Below are 19,018 nucleotides of genomic sequence, written 5' to 3'. Positions count from 1 at the left end.
CAGACGGCCCCCCGGTGCGGCGCGGCCCCTCAATGGGGCCAAGCCGCACACCCTGCCTATTGCAGATCGCCGAACGCCTTTTGCAGCCGGGCCACCGCCTCGGCCACCCGCGCCCGCGGCGTCGCCAGGTTGAATCGCAGGAAGCTCTCGCCGCCCGCACCAAAGGTCGCGCCATGGTTGGCGGCGATCCCCGCCTCCTGCTCGACCCGGCGAATGAACTCCTCGGGCGCCATCCCGGTGCCGGAAAAATCGACCCAGGCCAGATAGGTGGCCTCCAGCGGCATGGATTTCACGCCGGGAATCGCATTGACGCCCTCGTCGAACAGCTTCCGGTTGCCATCCAGATAGGCCACCAGCGCATCCACCCATTCCGCGCCTTCCGGCGAATAGGCAGCCGTCGCCATCACCAGCCCAAAGGAATTCCCCGAAATCCCCAAGCCCCACAGCGTATCCGCCACCCGCTTGCGCAGGGCAGGGTCGGGGATGATGATGTTGCCGGTATGCCCGCCCGCGATGTTGAAGGTCTTGGTGGTCGCCGTCATCACGATGGTGCGGTCCAGCGCCTCGGGCGCGGCCTTGGTCATCACGGTGTGCTGCGCGCCACCGAACACCAGATCGTGGTGGATTTCGTCCGAGACCAGGATCAGATCATGCCGCTTGCAGAACTCGGCAACCCCGCGCAGCTCCTCGACCGTCCAGACCCGCCCGCCCGGATTGTGCGGCGAGCACAGGATCAGCATCTTGGTGCCAGGGTCGATCATCGCGTCCCAGGCCGCGAAATCCATCTCCAGCCGCCCGGCCTCCAGCTTCAGTGGCAGCTCGACCAGCCGCCGGCCCGACCCTTTCACCACCTTGCCAAAGGCATGATAGACCGGCGCCATCACCGCCACACCCTCGCCCGGCTGGGTAAAGGTCTGCACGCACAAGGCCGTGCCGTTCACCAGCCCGTGGGCGGTCAGGATCGCATCGCCCTCGATCTCCCAGCCATGGCGGTTTGCCATCCACCAGCGGATCGCCTCCTTGTAGGCGCGGTCGTCGCCGAAATAGCCATAGACCCCGTGGTCCAGCATGTCCTTCAGCGCGTTCTGCACACAGGCCGGTGGGCGAAAGTCCATGTCGGCCACCCACATCGAGATGCCCGTATCGGCCGGAACATTGTAAAGCTTGTCCATCATGTCCCATTTCGCCGAATGGGTGCCGCGGCGCTCGATGATCTCGTCAAAGTTCATGCTGTCTCGTCCTGCCTGCTGTGCGGGGTCTGATTGTTCCGGATATTCCAGCTTGATCGGGAAATCATCCCGAATTTCTGGGCAATTTCGCAACAATTTCCCACCAAACCGATCCTGCGCCGGAATCCGTTCCGCCCACCGTGCGACATTCCGGCCCGACGCGGCACCATTGCACGAAAGCGCGCCATTCACTAGATCATAGGGCATGACCCTGCGCCCCATCCTCATCCATCCCGATCCGCGCCTGAAAAAGGCCTGCCCCGCCGTGACCGAATTCAACGACGAGCTGCGCATGCTCGCCGATGACATGCTGGCGACCATGTATGACGCCCCCGGTGTCGGCCTTGCCGCGCCGCAGGTTGGCGTGATGAAACGGGTGCTGGTGATGGATTGCATGAAGGCGCCGGAACCCCCGCGCCCCATGGTGCTGATCAACCCGCAGGTCATCTGGTCCTCCGAAGACACCAGCACCTACGAGGAAGGCTGCCTGTCGATCCCCGAGCAATATGCCGAAGTCACCCGCCCGGCCGAGGTCAAGGTGCGCTGGATGGCGCTCGACGGCTCCGTGCACGAAGAACAGTTCGCCGGCCTCTGGGCCACCTGCGTCCAGCATGAAATCGACCATCTCGATGGCAAGCTGTTCATCGACTATCTGGGCCCGATCAAGCGCCAGATGATCACCCGCAAGATGGAAAAACTGAAACGCGACCGCGCCCGCGCCTGAACGGCCGCGGCGCGCTGCGTCCCATGGACGACGGCCCCGCCCGGTGGTAATTCCCGGCCATGGCCATTCTTCCGATCCTCCGCTTTCCCGACCCCCGCCTGCGGCGTCCCTGCACGCCGGTGACACAGCTTGACGATCGCCTGCGCCAGCTGGCCGCCGACATGCTGGACACGATGTATGCCGCCCCCGGCCGCGGCCTCGCCGGCCCCCAGATCGGCGTGATGCAGCGGATCTTCGTCATGGACACCACCTGGAAGGAAGGCGCGCCCAGCCCGCGGGTCTGCCTCAACCCGGAAATCCTTGCCGCCTCGGACGATCTGGTCACCCGCACCGAAGGCTGCCTCTCGATCCCCGGCGTCGATTGCCCCGTCGCCCGCCCGGCCGAAATCACCCTGCGCTGGACTGACCTCAGCGGCGCGATCCTCGAAGAACACCTGACTGGCTTTGCCGCCACCTGCGCACAACACGAACTCGATCATCTGAACGGCCGGCTCTGCATCGACCTGCTGGACGAACCTGCCCGCGTCGCCGCCTCGGTGGCACTTGCGGCCATGGGCCGCCCCGCCTGACCCCTCTTTGCCTTTTTCCAAATACCCTGGGGGTCCGGGGGTGAAACCCCCGGCCGCCGCCACAGGAGCAACGCCCGTGCAACGCCCCTTCCTGCCCTGGCCCGACAAACGCCTGCGCACCCCCGCCGCCCCGGTCGAGACCATCACCGACGACATCCGCCGCATCTGGGCCGATATGGTGGAAACTATGGACGCCATGCCCGGCTATGGCCTTGCCGGTCCGCAGATCGGCGTCATGCAGCGCCTTGCCGTCGTCGATTGCTCCGAGGAACGCGGCAAGGCGGTGCTGATGGCCAACCCGGAAATCCTCCATGCCTCGGGCCAGATGCGCGACCATGACGAAGCCTCGCCCAACCTGCCGGGGGTATCGGCCGTGATCTCCCGCCCGCGCGCGGTGACGATACGGTTTCTCAACGCCGATGGCGCAATCGAAGAACGGGATTTCGTCCATCTGTGGGCCACCTCGGTGCAGCACCAGATCGACCATCTGAACGGCAAGATGTATTTCGACCGTCTCAGCCCGCTGAAACGCCAGATGCTGCTCAAACGGGCGGCCAAGATCGGGGGGCGCTGATGCGGGTCGTCTTCATGGGCACGCCGGATTTCTCGGTTGCCGCGCTGGATGCGGTGGCCGCCGCACATGAGGTGGTCGCGGTCTACACCCAGCCACCCCGCCCCGCAGGCCGGGGCCAGCAGTTGCGCCCCTCGCCCGTCCAGGCGCGGGCCGAGACGCTGGGGCTGCCGGTGCGCACCCCGAAAACCCTGCGCACGCCCGAGGCGCAGGCCGACTTTGCCGCGCTGAATGCCGATGTGGCGGTCGTCGTCGCCTATGGCCTGATCCTGCCGCAGCCCGTGCTGGACGCGCCGCGCCATGGCTGCCTGAACATCCATGCCTCGCTTTTGCCGCGCTGGCGCGGGGCGGCGCCGATCCACCGGGCGATCATGGCGGGCGATGCAGAAACCGGCATCTGCATCATGCAGATGGAGGCCGGGCTCGACACCGGCCCCGTCCTTTTGCGTCAGGCAACCGCCATCGGGCCCGAGGAAACCACCGCCGATCTGCATGACCGGCTGTCGGCCCTGGGCGCGGATCTGATCGCGCAGGCGCTGGACCGGCTGCCCGATCTGGTGCCCCAGCCGCAGCCCGAGGACGGCGTGACCTATGCCCACAAGATCGACAAGGCCGAGGCGCGCGTGGACTGGACCTTGCCCGCCGATCAGGTCGCGGCGCGGATCCGGGGGCTGTCGCCCTTTCCAGGCGCCTGGTGCCAGATGGGCGCCGAGCGGCTGAAACTGCTGCGCGCCATTGCCGTCGACGGGTCCGGCATTCCCGGCCAGGTCTTGCACGGGGGCGGCCTGCGGATCGCCTGCGGCTCTGGCGCTGTCGAGATTTCGCAGGTCCAGCGCGAGGGCAAGCGCGCCCTGCCGGTCACCGAGGCCTTGCGCGGACTCGCGTTGCCAGAGCGGCTTCAGTGACCCCGGGCCGCCGCGCCGCGTCAGCGGCGCCCGGCCCAAGGCCGTCTGGCGCCCCCCGGGGCGCCTGACGGGTGCGGGAACGTTACGCCCCGTAGGGCAGCCAAAGCGTCTTGACCTGCACCGCCGCGCGCAAATCAGCTGCCGCATCCGCAAGGTCGGCCCAGTCGCGCAGGTGGCCATGATCAACCCGCGTGGCTTTCAGATTGTCTGCCGCTGCCCGCTCGACCATGGCCGAACCCTCGGCGCTGCCGCAATACCACAGCGCCGCCACCTCGTCGTGCTCGGCCAGCGTTTTCGCCAGCATATCCGACGGCCCTGTCACGATGTTCAGCGCCCCTGCCGGCAGATCAGACACCGCTGCCACCTGCGCAAACCGCGCTGCCACCAGCGGATGCACCTGCGAGGGCACACAGACCACACGGTTGCCCATGGCCAGCGCCGGCATCACCAGCGCGATCAGCGCCAGCAGCGGCGATTCGTCCGGGCAGATCACACCCATGACGCCCCATGGCTCGTTGATGTGCAGCGTGACATGGGCCGATTTCGTGGCCCGGACCGTGCCATCGACCTTGTCGGCCTGCGCAGCCGCCCAAAAGGCGCGGCGGATCGCCTGATCCACCTCGGCCGTGCCATCGCCGCCGGTGCTGGCGGTGATCAGATCGGCAAATTCGCCGCGCCGCTGATCAAGGTTTTCCGCCAGGAAATACAGCACTTGCGCGCGGTTGTGCGCCGTGACGCCGCCCCAGCCGCCGGCCTTGGCCGCGGCCTCGACCGCGTTGCGGATGTCCTTGCGGCTGCCGATGGCAACCTGACCCAGCACCGCGCCATTGGCCCCGCGCACGCTGGCCGATTGCCCGCTGTCGGCGCGGGTCCATTTGCCGCCGATCCAGTGCCGGGCGGTGATGTCCACCCCGCCACTGGCCGCTTGCGCCACGGTTTCGGTCAGCGGCGCCGGATCGAAGTTGACAGCTGTCAACTTCCGCGTGTGCGGCTTTGGCCCGCTGCGGCGTGTCAGATATTCGCGCATCCCCTCGCGCCCGCCTTCGCGACCAAAGCCGCTTTCGCGCATCCCGCCAAAGGCGGCGCCGGCGTCAAAGATGTTGGTGGCGTTGATCCAGACCACGCCTGCCTTGACCCGCGCGGCCACGTCGATCGCCTTGGAGATGTTTTCCGACCAGACCGAGGCGGCCAGGCCATAGCGGGTATCGTTGGCCAGCTGAACCGCCTCGTCCGGGTGGCGGAAGGTCATGGTGACGGCGACTGGGCCAAAGATTTCCACCTGTGACACCGTGCTGGCAGGCGTGGTGCCGGTAAAGAAGCCCGGCGCGCTGAAACAGCCGTTGGCGGGCAGCTGGCCGGGGGCTCGGTGCAAAGTGGCGCCTTCGGCCTGACCTTGTGCCAGCAGGTCGTTGATGCGCTGAAGCTGGCGGGCCGAGACGACGGCGCCGACATCGGTGCATTTGTCCAGCGGATCGCCGACGCGCAACGATTCCATCCGCTCGGCCAGCCGGGCGAAGAAGCGCGGCGCGATGCCCTCTTGCACCAGAATGCGCGATCCGGCGCAGCAGACCTCGCCCTGGTTAAACCAGATGGCATCGACGACGCCTTCGATGGCGGCCTCCAGATCGGCGTCCTCGAACACGATGAAGGGCGATTTGCCGCCCAGTTCCAGCGAGAGTTTCTTGCCCGTTCCGGCGATCTGGCGGCGGATCACGCGGCCCACCTCGGTCGAGCCGGTAAAGGCCACCTTGTCCACGCCCGGATGGCCCGCGACCAGCGCGCCGGTGGGGCCACCCCCTTGCACGATGTTCAGAACACCCGGCGGCAGGCCGATTTCCACACAGATCTCGGCCAGGGCATGGGCGGTCAACGGGGTCAGATCGGCGGGTTTCAGCACCACGGTGTTCCCGGCGGCCAGCGCGGGCGCGACCTTCCACGCCAGCATCAGCAGCGGAAAGTTCCACGGGATGATCTGGCCGCAGACGCCCACGGGGCCATGGCCGGGAAATTCGCTGTCGATCAGCTCGGCCCAGCCCGCATGGTGATAGAAATGCCGGGCGACCAGCGGAATGTCGATGTCGCGCGTTTCGCGGATGGTCTTGCCGTTGTCCATGGTTTCCAGGACCGACAGGAATCGTTCGCGCTTTTGCACCGCGCGGGCGATGGCATAGAGGTAACGCGCCCGTTCATGCCCCGGCCGCGCCGACCAGGCCGGAAAGGCGGCGCGGGCGGCCTGCACCGCGGCGTCCACCTGCGATTCGCCTGCAGTATGAAGCTGAGTCAGCACGGCGCCGGTGGCAGGGTTCACCACATCCGACAGCGGCCCTTCGGCCACATGCGCGCCGCCGATCCAGTGCCCGACCGCAGGCGTGCGCGCCAGCCAGGTCAGCACATCGGCATTCGATTCGGGGGCGGGGCCGTAATCCATGGTTTCCATGAGGGTTCTGACCTTTGACATGGGGCTACCTCAGGCAAGCGGATGGCGGTTGGCGGCGGAATAGCGGCCGGTGACATGGTGTTCGAGCTGGCGTTCGATATCGGCCAGCATCGAGCTGGCGCCAAAGCGGAACAGGTCGGGCTGCATCCAGCGCAGGCCCAGTTCCTCCTTCATGAGGACCAGCCAGTTCATCGCATCCTTTGCGCTGCGGATGCCGCCGGCGGGCTTGAAGCCGACGATCTGCCCGCTGGCGGCGCGGTAGTCGCGAATCGCCCGGCACATCACCAGCGAGACGGGGAGCGTGGCGTTTACATCCTCTTTCCCGGTCGAGGTCTTGATGAAATCGGCGCCCGCCTGCATGGCCACCATGGAGGCAGCATAGACGTTGGTCAGCGTCTTGAGTTCCCCGGTGGCAAGGATCGCCTTCATGTGGGCCGCGCCGCAGGCCTCGCGCATGGCGGCGATTTCGTCATACAGCGCGGACCAGTTGCCCAGCAGCGCATGTTCGCGGGTGATGACGATGTCGATTTCATCCGCGCCCTGGTCGACGGCCCAGCGAATCTCGGCCAGTCGCAGGGGCAGGGGCATCAGGCCCGCCGGAAAGCCGGTGGCGACCGAGGCGACGGGGATGCCGCTGCCGGAAAGCGCGCGGACAGCGTGGGGCACCATGGTGGGATAGACGCAGACGGCGCCCACGGTCAGGTCCACCCCCAAGGCTTCGGCAATATCGGCGCGGATCGGCTGGCGTGCCTTGGCGCACAGGCGCTGGACGCGGGCGGGGGTGTCGTCACCGGCCAGTGTGGTCAGGTCGGTCAGGGTGATCGCCTTGCACAGCCAGGCGGCCTGGTGGTCCTTTTTCACGCTGCGGCGGGTGGTCAGCGTGGCGGCGCGGCGGTCGGCGGCGGGGGTGTTCACCGACACCCGGTCGAACCATGACGGATCGAGCGGGACACCGGAATTGCGGGGAAAGTCGGTCTGCATCGGGGCCCTCGTAGCGTCAGGGGGAATCGGACAGAAGGTGCCGGGCGGTCGATTCGTCGGTGACCAGCACGTTGACATGGCGCGCGCGCAGGGCGGCCAGGGCGATGTCCTGCTTGGCGGGGCCCGAGACGACGCCCACGGCATGACGCCGACAGGTCAGCGATTCGGGGCGCAGGCCCAGGGTGCGGGCATCCAGCGTGGGATCGACGACCTTGCCGTTCGCATCCAGGAACCGGCCTAGGATATCGCCCACAGCGCCCTGATCGCGCAGGCGCGCAATATCGGCATCGGTCAGAAAGCCCGAGGCGGCCAAGGCACTATCCTCCATCGCGCCCATGCCGAAGATCACCAGCGGCGCGCGGCGCGCAAGGTCCAGCGCGGCGGCGATCACCGGGTCCGATTCCAGCGCGGCGCGGGTTTCGGCGCGGCCAAGGATCGCCGGGGCGGGCAGCAGCGTGGCGGTGCCGCCCGCCGATTGCGCAAAGGATTCGGCCACCGCCCCGATGCCGGGCGAGGTCAGGCGCAGCGCGGTTGCCCCGTTCACCAGCACCACATGCGCATCGGGGTTCCAGCCTGGCGGCAGCGCCCGGGCGACGGCAGCCATGGTGCGCCCCCAGGACACGCCGATCAGCGCCGGTTTGTCGGCCAGCCCGGCCAGCCAGGTGGCGGCGGCCTGCGCGACCGCCCCCGCATCCACCGCAGCATCGCCATCCGAGGGCACGACCACCGCATCGCGCAACCGCCACTGGCGCTGCAATGCGGATTCCAGCGCGGCGACGCGGTTGGCGCGGGGGGCGATCTCGATGCGGACGACGCCGGTTTCGCGCGCCTCGGCCAGAAGGCGGCCGATCTGCCAGCGCGTCAGGCCCAGCGACTGGGCGATTTCGGCCTGTGTGCGGTCGAGCTGGAAATACATCTTGGCGACCTGCACCAGCAGGTGATCGCGCGATTCGTCCATCGGAAGGCGCTGCCGTGTCTGGTCGGTTGCGGGCGCGCCCATGTGAACCTGCATTTGTGCAATTATTGCTCAGATGCAGGTTAGGGCGGATCGGGGCGGCAAGTCAACCTTGCGCTCTTGCCTTGACGGGCATTCGGCAGGCAGGACAGGGCAAAGAGCGGAGTGGATGATGGACGACGGGTTTCAGGCCGAGGCGCAGCGCTGGGTGGTTGCATGTTTCGGCCCCGAGGTGGCGATGGACCGGGCCGAGCGGATGCGGCGCTTTCTGGAAGAAGGGCTGGAACTGGCCCAGTCGCTGGGCTGCCCGCGCGAGGTGGTCGGGCAGATCGTCGATTACGTCTATGCGCGCCCTGCGGGCGAGCCGGGGCAGGAAATCGGCGGCGTGATGATGACGCTTGCCGCGCTGTGCAGTGCGCATGGCTTCGACATGGCGGGCGAGGGGCGGGCGGAACTTGCGCGGATTGACCGGCCCGAGGTGATCGCCACGATCCGGGCCAAACATGCGGGCAAGCCGCGGTTCTAGGGGCGGCCCGGCTCAGGGCCCGCCCTGACTGACGCGCGCCACGACCAGCACCGAAACCTCGGCCACGCCAGCGGCCTTCAGCGTCTCGGCCCCGGCGGCAAGGGTGGCGCCCGAGGTCATCACATCATCCACCAGCAGGACATGCCGCCCCTGCGCCTGCGCGATTCGGCGGGGGTGGGCGCGCAGTGCGCCCGACAGGTTGCGAAAGCGCGCATCGCGCCCGCGGCCTTCCTGGCTGGGGGTATGGCGGGCGCGCAGCAGCAGGTCGGGGATATGCGGCAGGCCTGTCACTTGGGCGATCCGCGCGCCCAGCAGCGCCGACTGATTCGCGCGCCGGCGCAGCAGGCGGAACCAGTGCAGCGGCACCGGGGCGATGATCATGTCCGGCGTCAGGATCGGTGCCGCCGCCCGGGCCATCCAGTCGCCCAGCGGGCGTGCCAGATCCAGCCGGTCAGCATGTTTGAGCTGCAGCACCATCCGGCGGGCGTTGCCGCCATAAGCCGCGACGGCACGCCCGCGCGCCCAGGGCCGCGGGGTGCGCAGGCAATCGTCGCACTGGATGCGGGCGCCGTCATCTTCCACCCCGGGCAAGGGCAGGCCGCAGGTGTCGCAGGCCAGCCCGGTGACAAAGGGCATGTCGCGCCAGCACGCGCCGCACAGGGCAAAGTCCTGTTCCACCAGCGCCTCGCAGCACAGGCATTGCGGCGGGTAGATCGCCCGCACCAGGGCTTGCATTCGCATTCCGTCCCCCTATGGTCCGCCCATGTCCGCGCCGCAGTTGACCGACCCCGCCGCCCTTGCCCGCAACCGTGCCCGCGCCCGCCGCGCGCCGGAGCTGTTCCTGCACGAGCTGGTGGCCGACGAGGTGCAGGATCGCCTCATCGAGGTTAACAGGGCGTTTACGGATGTGGCGGTCGTCACCGCCTTTCCGCAGGTCTGGCAAGATCGCCTGCCCGGCGCGCGGATGCTGGCCGAGGGCGAGGTGCTGGATCTGGCGCCCGGGTCGCAGGATCTGGTGATCCATGCGCTGTCCTTGCACTGGGCGAATGATCCGGTGGGGCAGATCATTCAATGCGCTCGCGCGCTGCGGCCAGACGGGCTGTTCCTGGGCGCGCTGTTTGGCGGGCAGACGCTGGCCGAATTGCGCGCTGTTCTGGCCGAGGCCGAGGCAGCAGTTTCGGGCGGGCTGTCGCCGCGTGTGCTGCCGATGGGCGAGATCCGCGATCTGGGCGCGCTGCTGCAACGGGCCGGGTTCGCGCTGCCGGTGGCCGACAGCCTGACCCAGCGGGTCAGTTACCGCGATGCGCTGCATCTGATGCGCGATCTGCGTGCGATGGGCGAGGGGAACGCCCTGGCCGGCCGGCTGCGGCGCTTTACCGGGCGGGGCGTGCTGGCGCAGGCGGCGGCGCTGTATGCGGCGCATTACCCCGAGGCTGACGGGCGGATTCGCGCAACCTTCGAGCTGGTGTTCCTGACCGGATGGAAGCCGCACGAGAGCCAGCAAAAGCCGCTGCGGCCCGGATCGGCCGCGCATCGGCTGGCCGAGGCGCTGAATGTCGACGAGGGCGTTCTGCCGCAGCGCGATTGATTGACCCCGGCGCAAATCCGCTTATCTGAGGTATGTTCCAGCCCGGATGCCAGAGGAGCCCCGATGACCGACCCACAGGCCACCGCGCCGCTGCCCGCCAATCACCCGCCTGTGCCGCGCCGCAAGGTGGGCGTTCTGCTGGCCAATCTTGGCACACCGGACAACTACGACTACTGGTCGATGCGCCGGTATCTGAACGAGTTTCTGTCGGACAAGCGGGTGATCGATTTCCCCGCGTGGAAGTGGCAGCCGCTGCTTCAGCTGATCATCCTGACCAAGCGCCCGTTCACCAGCGGGGCGAACTACAAGCTGATCTGGAACCACGACAAGGGCGAAAGCCCGCTGATGACGATCACCAAGGCCCAGACCGCCAAGATTGCCGCGTCGCTGGCCGATCTGCATGGCGATGAGGTGATGGTCGATTTCTGCATGCGCTATGGCAACCCCTCGACCGTCAGCAAGGTGCGCGAGATGGTCAAGGCGGGCTGCGACCGGATCGTGTTCTTTCCGCTGTATCCGCAATATGCCGGGGCGACGACGGCGACGGCGAACGATCAGTTCTTCCGCGCGCTGATGGCGGAAAAGGCGCAGCCGGCAGCGCGCACGGTGCCCGAATACTTTGCGCATCCGGCTTATATCGAGGCGCTCGCCCAGTCCGTGGAACGGGTCTATGCCGGGCTGGAACGCAAGCCCGACGTGCTGGTCGCCAGCTATCACGGGATGCCGAAGCGCTATCTGATGGAGGGCGACCCCTATCACTGCAAGTGCCAGAAGACCTCGCGCCTGCTGCGGGAACGGCTGGGCTGGGACAAGGGCAGTATTGATACCACCTTCCAGTCGGTCTTTGGGCGCGAGGAATGGCTGCGGCCCTATACGGTCGAGCATGTGGCCGAGCTGGCGAAACAGGGCAAGAAGAACATCGCGGTGATCGCGCCTGCCTTCTCGGCTGACTGCATCGAAACGCTCGAGGAGATTCAGGGCGAGATTCAGGAAGCCTTCGTTCATGCCGGGGGCGAGAGCTTTACCTATATCCCCTGTCTGAACGATGACGAGGCGCATATCGCAGCGCTGGTCGCGGTGATCGAGGAGAACCTGAAGGGCTGGGTCTGAGGACCGGCCCTGTCTGGCCGCCGCGCCGGGCAAATCACCGGACAAACAAAAAGGGCGCCCGCTGGGGGCGCCCTTTTCGTTTGACTTGCGTCAGATCACTTCGACGCAGCAGCGGCGACGATGACCAGCAGCAGCAGCGGGATCAGGACGCCCGACGACGACGACGTTTTGGCGGCGATGACCGGAGCCTCGACGACCGGAGCAGCCGGGCCGCCAGCGAAAGCGGTCGAAGCAGCCATCGACAGGGCGGCAGCGAGAGCGATTTTCTTCATAGTAACCTCCAGATAAACCCGCTGCCAGTTGAATGAGGGCAGCAGCGGGCGCGAACAAGATGCCTCGTGATTCATTCCTAACCATCGGTGCGGTGAAAACGCAACGGGGGAAAGCACATGGCCTGTGGCAATCGGGTCACGTTGTCAAATCAGCAACACCTGCGTGCCGATTTTGGCCATCTCGTACAGCTCTTCGATGTGCTCGTTATACAGCCCGACACAACCGTTGGAGGACCGACGCCCGATCTTGCGGGTGTCGTGGGTGCCGTGGATACGGTAGTAGGTCCAGCCAAGGTGCAGCGCGCGGGTTCCCAGCGGGTTTTCCGGGCCGGGGCCGATGAAATCCGGCCAGTCCGGGTTGCGTTCCTTCATCGACGGGGTCGGGCGCCAGCTGGGGCTGGGATCCTTGAGCACCACGGATGTGCGGCCCCGGCGGGTCAGATCCTCGCTCAGCGGCACCGAGGTAGGATAGAGGCGGTAGATCGACTGATCCTCGGACCAGTAGTGCAGCGCGCGCGAGGTCAGGTCGACCAGGATCGCCCCGTTCTTGGTGTTGTCGAAGTAGGGCTGCCATTGCAGCGTCCGGAAGCTGGAGATGTTGTGACGCACCCCGCCAGCGACGGCGTTTTCCATTTCGGTGGTGCTGGCGCTGGTCTGGGCCAGTGCGGGCATGGCCAGTCCGGTGGCGGCAACGGCGGCCGAGCCAAGGAAGAGGCGGCGGTTCATGCGGTTCAGGGTGTCGCGCGACATGCGGCGGTCCTTCTGGTCGTCTGCTCTGATGGGAATTCGGATCGTTGGCGGTATCCTTACGGCGAGATGCCGGGGATCGCAATTCAAACCCCTGTCACTTCAGATGTCAGCGGGTATTCACGCAGGTGTCATTGGCAGGGTTTGCCCCCTGTCCGCTGATCATGTATTGCGTCGCAGAATACGTTGCAAACAAGGTGGATGCGCGATGCTGCGTCGTGAAGTGCTGCTTTCGCTGGGTGCGGTCCTGGTCCTGTCGGCCTGCGCGGACACGATGGGGGGCGCCACCCTGGGCCCCGATGGCAAGCCCTTGCCGCAGGTCTACAAGATCCGCGAAGCCGATGTCGGGCGCATCCAGTTGCGCATGACGGATTCGGTCAATGCCTTGCGGCAGGCGCGCGGTCTGACGCCGCTTGCGTTGAACGCCGAACTGAACGCGGCCGCCGCGACGCATTCGCGGGACATGTCGGTGCAGAACCGGCCCTGGCACTTCGGGTCTGACGGCTCCTCGCCCATCCAGCGGGCGCAGCGCGTGGGCTATCCCGGCACCCTGCTGGGCGAGCTGATTTCCGAGACCTACGAGACCGAGCTGGAAACGCTGGCCGCCTGGATGGCTGACCCGGATACCCGCGCCATCGTGCTGCAACCCGACGCGCGGAACATGGGTTTTGCGCTGTATCAGGAAAAGAGCGGCAAGATCTGGTGGACGATGTTGACCGGCAGCTAAGCCCGGTCAGTCCACCACCAGCCCGACCACCGGCCCCATCGGAAAGCCGAAATCGCTGCGCCCCAGTCCGGGGGCGTGCAGACGCGAGATATTGCCGTCAAAATACAGCGCGTCGCGCAGGCCAAGGCCGTCGCGGAAGAACCGGGCGATCTGGTGAAAGGTCACGCGGGCATCCGAGATGACGAACAGCGCGCGCCTGCCATCTGCGCTGACGCCGACGCCGTTGCGGGTATAGCGCGAATCGGATTCGGGCAGGAACCGCGGGTGCAGATCGCCACCGATGACCAGCATCGGCCCGGATTGGGTGGCAAAGCGGCACTCGGGCGGGGTCTGCGCGAAGGTGCGCGATTCGATGACGGCGAATCGCCCGTCGGGCCGGATGCAGAACACACCGTTCGGGCGCATCCCGAAATTGCCGGGGCCTGCAGATGTGACAAGGCGGGCGGTCTGCTGCCCTTCTTCTATATACAGGCCGACCGGGCTTCGGTCGGCATGATACATGCCCGCGTTCATCGCAAAGGCCAGCTTGCGCGGTGACAGCGCGGCATCGATTCGCTGAAAGCTGCCAAGGAGCGCGCCATCGGCGCCGTTCAGGAACAGGCGCAGATCCTGCCCGGCCTGCGCCTCGCAGACCGTGTAGGGGGTGTCCTCGAAGGTCGCGGTGCGGCAGGGGTCTGCCAGGGCGGGGCTCGCCAGCGCAAGGATGGCGAGAATCGCCTTAGCTATCATCGTCTTCGTCGTCGGGGGCCGCGATGTCGCGCTGCACCCGTTCATCCGCGAACAGGCGGCGGGTTTCGTCCAGGCGGTCGAACGTCTCGTCCAGGCGAAAGCGCAGGTCGGGCGAGAATTTCAGCGTCAGGGCCTTGCCGACCAGGTGGCGCAGCTCGCCCTTGTTGCGGGCAAGGGCGGTGATGGCGCCCTGAGGATCGCCGCCGCCCAAGGGCATGACGTAGCAGGTGGCGATCTTGAGATCGGGGGAAACCGCGACCTCGCCCACCGTGATCGACATGCGATTGAGATCGGGATCGTGCACATCGGCACGGTTCAGCACATCCGACAGCGTGCGGCGGATGAGTTCGCCGACGCGAAGCTGACGTTGCGAGGGGCCGGAGCCCGAGGAAAAGCGGTTCTGTGCCATGACCCTCAGATAGGCGTTTCGGCGCGTTCCCGCAACGGGCGGCTTTGCATGGGCGATTCGGGTGCGGTATGGAGGCGGTGGAGCCTTGTGGCAGGCGCCGGTTGGATCCTGATCCGATGGCGCACCAGGCGGTGCCCGCGAGGGTATTTGGAAAAAGGCAAAGAACAGGGGTGCTGCATGGCTGACTTGCCGGGAATCGTGATCACGGGCGCTTCGGGCCGGATGGGGCAGATGCTGGTGCATACGGTGCTGGCCAGCGAGGCTGCGCGCCTGGTCGCCTGTGTGGAACGGTCCGGGCACCCTTGGGTGGGGCGCGATGTCGGGGCCTGCATGGGCGGGGCTGATGTGGGCGTGGTGGTGACCGACGATGCGCTGGAGGCGTTTTCCCGCGCGCAGGCGGTGATCGACTTTACCGCGCCCGCCGCGACGGTGGAATTCGCCGCGCTGGCCGCCCAGGCGCGGGCGGTTCATGTGATCGGCACCACGGGGCTTGAGGCCGAGCATCTGGTCAGGATCGAGGCCGCGGCGCGCCATGCGGTGATCGTGCGGGCCGGCAACATGAGCCTTGGGGTCAACCTGCTGGTGCAGCTGACGCGCAAGGTGGCGGCGGCGCTGGATGCCGACTGGGATATCGAGGTGATCGAGGCGCATCACCGCATGAAGGTGGATGCGCCATCCGGCACCGCGCTGATGCTGGGCGAGGCCGCGGCCGAGGGGCGGGGCGTCGTGCTGGACGAGGTGTCGGACCGCGGGCGTGACGGGATCACCGGTGCGCGCGGGCGCGGGCGGATCGGGTTTTCCGCCATTCGCGGGGGTGACATCGTGGGCGAGCACGACGTGCTGTTCGCTGCCGATGGCGAGCGGATCGTGCTGCGCCATATCGCGACGGACCGCCGCATCTTTGCCCGCGGGGCGCTGAAGGCGGCGCTTTGGGGGCAGGGTCAGAAGCCGGGGGAATACGATATGCTTGACGTTCTGGGGCTGTAGGGTGCTGGCGCTGCTGCTGACCCGCCCTGGCAGGTTCTACCGCGTCGAAGTGACCGAGAACCTGTTCGGCGAATATTCGGTGCTGCGCGAATGGGGCAAGTCGGGGCGCCGGACGCAGCCGCTGGTGTGCTGGTTTTCCAACCTGCGTGAGGCGGTCATTGCCGCTGAACGCTGGGCGCGCGGGGCAGAGCGCCGGGGCTTTCACCGGCTGCGCGCGGCCTGACGGAAAGCGGGCCGGGAAAATCCCGGCCCGACCTTGCAGATCACATCGGGGGCATGATCACGCTGTCGATGACGTGGATCACGCCGTTCGAGGCCGCGATATCGGGCGTGACCACAGAGGCCTCGTTCACCTTGACGCCGCCTTCGGTCATGATGGTCACTTCGGCGCCCTGGACGGTGGCCGCCTTCATGCCGTTCGACAGATCGCCCGACATGACCTTGCCCGGAACGACGTGGTAGGTCAGGATCGCGGTCAGCTTGGCCTTGTTCTCGGGCTTGAGCAGATCATCGACGGTGCCTGCCGGAAGTTTGGCAAAGGCCTCGTCCGTGGGGGCGAAGACCGTGAAGGGGCCCGCGCCCTTGAGCGTATCGACCAGACCCGCGGCCTGCACGGCAGCAACCAGGGTGGTGAAGCTGCCCGCGCTGACGGCGGTATCGACGATGTCTTTGGAATGGCCATCGGCAAAGGCCGGCGCGGCCAGGAAGGTCGAAGCGGTCAGAGCCAGAAAGGTTCTGCGGATCATTGGTCACTCCCTAAAAAACCCGATGCCGTGCTTGGCATCGTGGGGAATTACGGGGCGTGACGGGGACAGATCACTGTCATATTCGCGTCAGCGCCCCTTGAAATCCGGGGTCGATGACCGGTGCCGCCTGTTTCGGCCCGCACTCACGCCGCCGTCAAGAGGCGTGAGGGGATGTGATCAATCCAGCGCGTCGCTGACGATGTCGGCCAGCAGGGCCTGGACCTCTTGCATGGCGCCTTCGGGATAGCTGCGATAGCCGACGGTGACCTTGCCGGGCTGGTCGGGCAGGGCAAAGACCGAGATGCCATAGGGGCAGAACTGGATATTGGCCGGGTCGGCCTCCATCACCTTGCGCGACAGGCTGGCCGAACAGAAGCTGAGCACATCGGCCTGGGTAAAGACGGTGCGGGTCGCTCCGACATCAGCCTTGGTGCGTTCCAGCATCTCGCCGACGTGGCTGACGGCATCGACCACCAGCCCCTTGCCGATGATGGCGTTTTCCACCGCAAAGGCGATGTCGTCAAAGTTGCCCTCCACGGTGCGGGTGATGAACTCTGCCGAGGCGGGGCTGGCGGCTGCCAGAACTATGGCGGCGGCAAGGGCGCGGAACATGGGTCTCCTCCTGTCGGCCAGACGGGCCGCAGGGTCAGAATGATGCGAGATCGTGAATATGTCTACCCGGCCCACCGGGTCACGATGGCGTGAGACGGTGTAATCGCAGGCCGGTTTGCCGCGTATTGTCCAGTAGACTTGTCAGCATCCGCAGGAGGCCCCGATGCGCAGACCCCGTTCCGCCGATCCGCGTTGGTCCGATGTGACGCCCAAATCCCTGTTCCTGTCGCGCCGTGCGGTGATTGCCGGGGCGGGGGCGATGGCCCTGGCCGGTCCCGCGCGCGCCGCTTGGACGGTGGACGAGCCGCCGACCGCGCTGGAGGCGATCACCAGCTACAACAATTTCTACGAATTCGGCTTTGGCAAGGATGACCCCAAGCGCCATGCCGGCGCGATGACCATCGACCCCTGGTCGATCAAGATCGACGGGCTGGTTGACCGGCCCGGCACCTATGATCTGGCCGATGTCCTCAAGGGGCAGGCGATCGAGGAGCGCATTTACCGCTTCCGCTGTGTCGAGGCCTGGTCGATGATCGTGCCATGGCAAGGGTTCGAACTGGCGGGCCTGCTCAAGCGGGTCGGGGTGCAGCCGGGGGCAAAGTATGTCGCCTTCGAATCGCTTGCCCGCCCCGAGGAGATGCCGGGGGTGCGCAAGATGAACCTGGATTATCCGTATGTCGAAGGCTTGCGGCTGGACGAGGCGATGCACCCGCTGACCCTGATGGCGACCGGACTGTATGGCGAGCCGATGCCGAAGCAGAACGGCGCACCGATCCGGGTGATCGTGCCGTGGAAGTATGGCTTCAAGTCGATCAAGTCGATCGTGCGGATCCGCCTGATGGACCGCGAGCCGCCGACGACCTGGAATCAGCTGCAGCCGCAGGAATACGGCTTCTATGCGAATGTGAACCCGCAGGTGGATCATCCGCGCTGGAGCCAGGCCAGCGAGCGGCGCATCGGCGAGGGGATGTTCGCCAAGCGACGCGAGACGCTGATGTTCAACGGCTATGCCGACGAGGTGGCGGGGCTGTATTCCGGCATGGATCTGGCGAAGTTCTACTGATGCCGGTTGCCGCACTGATGCCCGTGGCGATGCGGGTGAACCGGGGGCTGCGCCATGTGCCGACCTGGGTGGTCTGGATCGGGGGGACGCTTCCTGCGCTGTGGCTGGTGTGGCGGCTGGTGCAGGGCGGGCTGGGGCCCGATCCGGTCAGGCCGCTGGAACATGAACTGGGGATCTGGTCGCTGCGATTCCTGATTGCGGCGCTGTGCGTCACACCGCTGATGCGGGCCTTGGGGATCAACCTGATCCGCTATCGTCGTGCGTTGGGGGTCCTAGGCTTTGGCTATGCGGTGATTCACCTGCTGGTCTGGCTGGTCCTGGATATCCAGCTGCGCTGGGACGAGGTCATCCGCGATCTGATCAAGCGTCCCTATATTACCATCGGAATGCTGGGGCTGGTCCTGCTGGTGCCATTGGCAGTGACAAGCACCGACCGGGCGATCCGCCGGATGGGCGGGGCCGCCTGGCGCCGGCTGCATCTGCTGGCATGGCCGGCAACGCTGGCGGGGGCGGCCCATTACATGATGGTGGTGAAGGCCTGGCCCCCGGAACCGATGGTCTATCTGGGCATCGTTTTCGCACTGATCGCCCTGCGTCTGGGGCGGATTCGGCGCCTCTAGAAGGGGTGGGTAAGGCCGCTTTTGCAAAGCTTGCTCGCCAAGGGTGCAAAATCGTTCGGAAATTTCCCTGCGCCGGGGTGATCGCGAAATTTTCCGGCGTTCTGGCAGAAAGCGTCATCTCCTCGACATTTTCCTCTTGCGGCCCCCTTCGAACCTCCCTAAATACCGCTTCACCGAGACGACGGGGACGGAAGGAACCGGGACGGACGGTAGCTGAGACGGAACGGAGGGTGCGAGCCTGATGGGAAGTTGAGGTTGACAATGTGGACTGCACGGTCGAGTTGGCCCGGTGAGAATTGGGTCGGTTCGGTTGTTTGTTGTTCTGGATTGTTGCGCTCTTTGACATTGATGGATGATGAAGGGATATGCGGGCGGTTTGGTCGTTTCGGCGACGATCGTTTGCATATCGGTCCACTAGGCTTCGGCCGATGATGTGGATGTCAGCTTCACTACTTGTGGGTCACGTTACTTCGGTAACTTGGCACATGACGTAGAGACTGGACTGGTCGAG

23 protein-coding genes are annotated in these 19,018 nt (G+C 66.5%); 12 read left to right on the top strand and 11 right to left on the bottom strand.

Annotated elements, in window-relative coordinates; translation table 11 throughout:
* Positions 1 to 56: 56 nt before the first annotated feature.
* Positions 57 to 1,229 carry a MalY/PatB family protein gene (locus G481_RS0106795; RefSeq protein ID WP_028029362.1) on the bottom strand — a complete coding sequence of 391 codons (1,173 nt, stop codon included), beginning with the start codon at positions 1,227 to 1,229 and terminating at the stop codon, positions 57 to 59.
* Positions 1,230 to 1,434: 205 nt separating this feature from the next.
* On the opposite strand from G481_RS0106795, the gene def (G481_RS0106790) reads away from it, so the two are divergent.
* The 4 genes from def (G481_RS0106790) to fmt all read left to right on the top strand — a co-directional run bounded on the left by def (G481_RS0106790) (position 1,435) and on the right by fmt (position 3,998).
* Positions 1,435 to 1,953, top strand: a complete 519-nt coding sequence (def, locus tag G481_RS0106790; protein ID WP_028029361.1) for a peptide deformylase — start codon at positions 1,435 to 1,437, stop codon at positions 1,951 to 1,953.
* A 59-nt stretch (positions 1,954 to 2,012) separates the two neighbouring features.
* A complete protein-coding gene (def, locus tag G481_RS0106785) occupies positions 2,013 to 2,522 on the top strand; it encodes a peptide deformylase (RefSeq protein ID WP_028029360.1) in 510 nt (169 codons plus the stop codon).
* Positions 2,523 to 2,598: 76 nt separating this feature from the next.
* Positions 2,599 to 3,096, top strand: coding sequence for a peptide deformylase (gene def, locus G481_RS0106780; protein WP_028029359.1), 498 nt, complete (start codon positions 2,599 to 2,601; stop codon positions 3,094 to 3,096).
* The gene (gene fmt / locus G481_RS0106775) at positions 3,096 to 3,998 is read left to right on the top strand and encodes a methionyl-tRNA formyltransferase (RefSeq protein WP_028029358.1); all 903 of its coding nucleotides are present in this window, start codon (positions 3,096 to 3,098) and stop codon (positions 3,996 to 3,998) included. Before def (G481_RS0106780) ends, fmt begins: the two co-directional genes overlap by 1 nt.
* Before the next feature lie 82 nt (positions 3,999 to 4,080).
* Here fmt and G481_RS0106770 read toward each other — a convergent pair whose 3' ends face one another.
* Genes G481_RS0106770 through G481_RS0106760 form a run of 3 tightly spaced genes read right to left on the bottom strand, consistent with a single transcriptional unit; the run spans position 4,081 to position 8,416 of the window.
* Positions 4,081 to 6,456 carry an aldehyde dehydrogenase family protein gene (locus tag G481_RS0106770; protein ID WP_028029357.1) on the bottom strand — a complete coding sequence of 792 codons (2,376 nt, stop codon included), beginning with the start codon at positions 6,454 to 6,456 and terminating at the stop codon, positions 4,081 to 4,083.
* A gap of 9 nt (positions 6,457 to 6,465) precedes the next feature.
* Positions 6,466 to 7,416, bottom strand: coding sequence for a deoxyribose-phosphate aldolase (gene deoC, locus G481_RS0106765; RefSeq protein WP_028029356.1), 951 nt, complete (start codon positions 7,414 to 7,416; stop codon positions 6,466 to 6,468).
* A gap of 16 nt (positions 7,417 to 7,432) precedes the next feature.
* On the bottom strand, positions 7,433 to 8,416 hold the full coding sequence (locus G481_RS0106760) for a sugar-binding transcriptional regulator (protein WP_028029355.1): 984 nt from the start codon (positions 8,414 to 8,416) through the stop codon (positions 7,433 to 7,435).
* Between the two features lie 127 nt (positions 8,417 to 8,543).
* Here G481_RS0106760 and G481_RS0106755 point away from each other — a divergent pair, with 127 nt between their 5' ends.
* Positions 8,544 to 8,897, top strand: coding sequence for a hypothetical protein (locus G481_RS0106755; protein WP_028029354.1), 354 nt, complete (start codon positions 8,544 to 8,546; stop codon positions 8,895 to 8,897).
* A 12-nt stretch (positions 8,898 to 8,909) separates the two neighbouring features.
* On the opposite strand, the gene G481_RS0106750 is transcribed toward G481_RS0106755, so the two are convergent.
* On the bottom strand, positions 8,910 to 9,638 hold the full coding sequence (locus tag G481_RS0106750) for a ComF family protein (protein ID WP_028029353.1): 729 nt from the start codon (positions 9,636 to 9,638) through the stop codon (positions 8,910 to 8,912).
* A gap of 22 nt (positions 9,639 to 9,660) precedes the next feature.
* Here G481_RS0106750 and G481_RS0106745 point away from each other — a divergent pair, with 22 nt between their 5' ends.
* Both G481_RS0106745 and hemH read left to right on the top strand, forming a co-directional pair.
* Positions 9,661 to 10,485, top strand: coding sequence for a methyltransferase domain-containing protein (locus G481_RS0106745; RefSeq protein WP_028029352.1), 825 nt, complete (start codon positions 9,661 to 9,663; stop codon positions 10,483 to 10,485).
* A 63-nt stretch (positions 10,486 to 10,548) separates the two neighbouring features.
* Positions 10,549 to 11,595 carry a ferrochelatase gene (gene hemH / locus G481_RS0106740; protein ID WP_028029351.1) on the top strand — a complete coding sequence of 349 codons (1,047 nt, stop codon included), beginning with the start codon at positions 10,549 to 10,551 and terminating at the stop codon, positions 11,593 to 11,595.
* Positions 11,596 to 11,690: 95 nt separating this feature from the next.
* On the opposite strand, the gene G481_RS26345 is transcribed toward hemH, so the two are convergent.
* Together G481_RS26345 and G481_RS0106730 are read right to left on the bottom strand one after the other, a co-directional pair.
* A complete protein-coding gene (locus G481_RS26345) occupies positions 11,691 to 11,867 on the bottom strand; it encodes a hypothetical protein (RefSeq protein WP_028029350.1) in 177 nt (58 codons plus the stop codon).
* 144 nt (positions 11,868 to 12,011) lie between these two features.
* Positions 12,012 to 12,617 carry a L,D-transpeptidase gene (locus G481_RS0106730; protein WP_028029349.1) on the bottom strand — a complete coding sequence of 202 codons (606 nt, stop codon included), beginning with the start codon at positions 12,615 to 12,617 and terminating at the stop codon, positions 12,012 to 12,014.
* A gap of 205 nt (positions 12,618 to 12,822) precedes the next feature.
* Here G481_RS0106730 and dalA point away from each other — a divergent pair, with 205 nt between their 5' ends.
* Entirely contained in the window at positions 12,823 to 13,341 is a 519-nt protein-coding gene (gene dalA / locus G481_RS0106725) for a divisome-associated lipoprotein DalA (RefSeq protein WP_035025380.1), read from the top strand.
* A 6-nt stretch (positions 13,342 to 13,347) separates the two neighbouring features.
* Here dalA and G481_RS0106720 read toward each other — a convergent pair whose 3' ends face one another.
* Positions 13,348 to 14,070, bottom strand: coding sequence for a phosphodiester glycosidase family protein (locus tag G481_RS0106720; protein ID WP_051294350.1), 723 nt, complete (start codon positions 14,068 to 14,070; stop codon positions 13,348 to 13,350).
* A complete protein-coding gene (gene rbfA, locus G481_RS0106715) occupies positions 14,060 to 14,479 on the bottom strand; it encodes a 30S ribosome-binding factor RbfA (RefSeq protein ID WP_028029346.1) in 420 nt (139 codons plus the stop codon). The genes G481_RS0106720 and rbfA overlap by 11 nt, the downstream gene beginning before the upstream one ends.
* A 177-nt stretch (positions 14,480 to 14,656) precedes the next feature.
* Here rbfA and dapB point away from each other — a divergent pair, with 177 nt between their 5' ends.
* Together dapB and G481_RS0106705 are read left to right on the top strand one after the other, a co-directional pair.
* Entirely contained in the window at positions 14,657 to 15,466 is an 810-nt protein-coding gene (dapB, locus tag G481_RS0106710) for a 4-hydroxy-tetrahydrodipicolinate reductase (RefSeq protein ID WP_028029345.1), read from the top strand.
* 1 nt (position 15,467) lies between these two features.
* On the top strand, positions 15,468 to 15,689 hold the full coding sequence (locus G481_RS0106705; RefSeq protein WP_028029344.1) for a WGR domain-containing protein: 222 nt from the start codon (positions 15,468 to 15,470) through the stop codon (positions 15,687 to 15,689).
* A 40-nt stretch (positions 15,690 to 15,729) separates the two neighbouring features.
* On the opposite strand, the gene G481_RS0106700 is transcribed toward G481_RS0106705, so the two are convergent.
* On the bottom strand, positions 15,730 to 16,212 hold the full coding sequence (locus tag G481_RS0106700; protein ID WP_028029343.1) for a fasciclin domain-containing protein: 483 nt from the start codon (positions 16,210 to 16,212) through the stop codon (positions 15,730 to 15,732).
* A 177-nt stretch (positions 16,213 to 16,389) separates the two neighbouring features.
* Positions 16,390 to 16,824: a DUF302 domain-containing protein gene (locus G481_RS0106695; protein ID WP_028029342.1), complete on the bottom strand. Its 435-nt coding sequence runs from the start codon at positions 16,822 to 16,824 to the stop codon at positions 16,390 to 16,392.
* Between the two features lie 163 nt (positions 16,825 to 16,987).
* Between G481_RS0106695 and msrP the strand changes: the two genes are divergently transcribed.
* Together msrP and msrQ are read left to right on the top strand one after the other, a co-directional pair.
* Positions 16,988 to 17,887: a protein-methionine-sulfoxide reductase catalytic subunit MsrP gene (msrP, locus tag G481_RS0106690; RefSeq protein WP_028029341.1), complete on the top strand. Its 900-nt coding sequence runs from the start codon at positions 16,988 to 16,990 to the stop codon at positions 17,885 to 17,887.
* On the top strand, positions 17,887 to 18,507 hold the full coding sequence (msrQ, locus tag G481_RS0106685; protein ID WP_245594935.1) for a protein-methionine-sulfoxide reductase heme-binding subunit MsrQ: 621 nt from the start codon (positions 17,887 to 17,889) through the stop codon (positions 18,505 to 18,507). The genes msrP and msrQ overlap by 1 nt, the downstream gene beginning before the upstream one ends.
* The last annotated feature ends 511 nt before the right edge of the window (positions 18,508 to 19,018 follow it).

The organism is Gemmobacter nectariphilus DSM 15620 (assembly GCF_000429765.1).
In the GTDB taxonomy this organism is placed as follows: Bacteria; Pseudomonadota; Alphaproteobacteria; order Rhodobacterales; family Rhodobacteraceae; genus Wagnerdoeblera; species Wagnerdoeblera nectariphila.
Note: the sequence above shows the minus strand (reverse complement) of the source record. Positions and strands in the feature narration are given on the sequence as shown.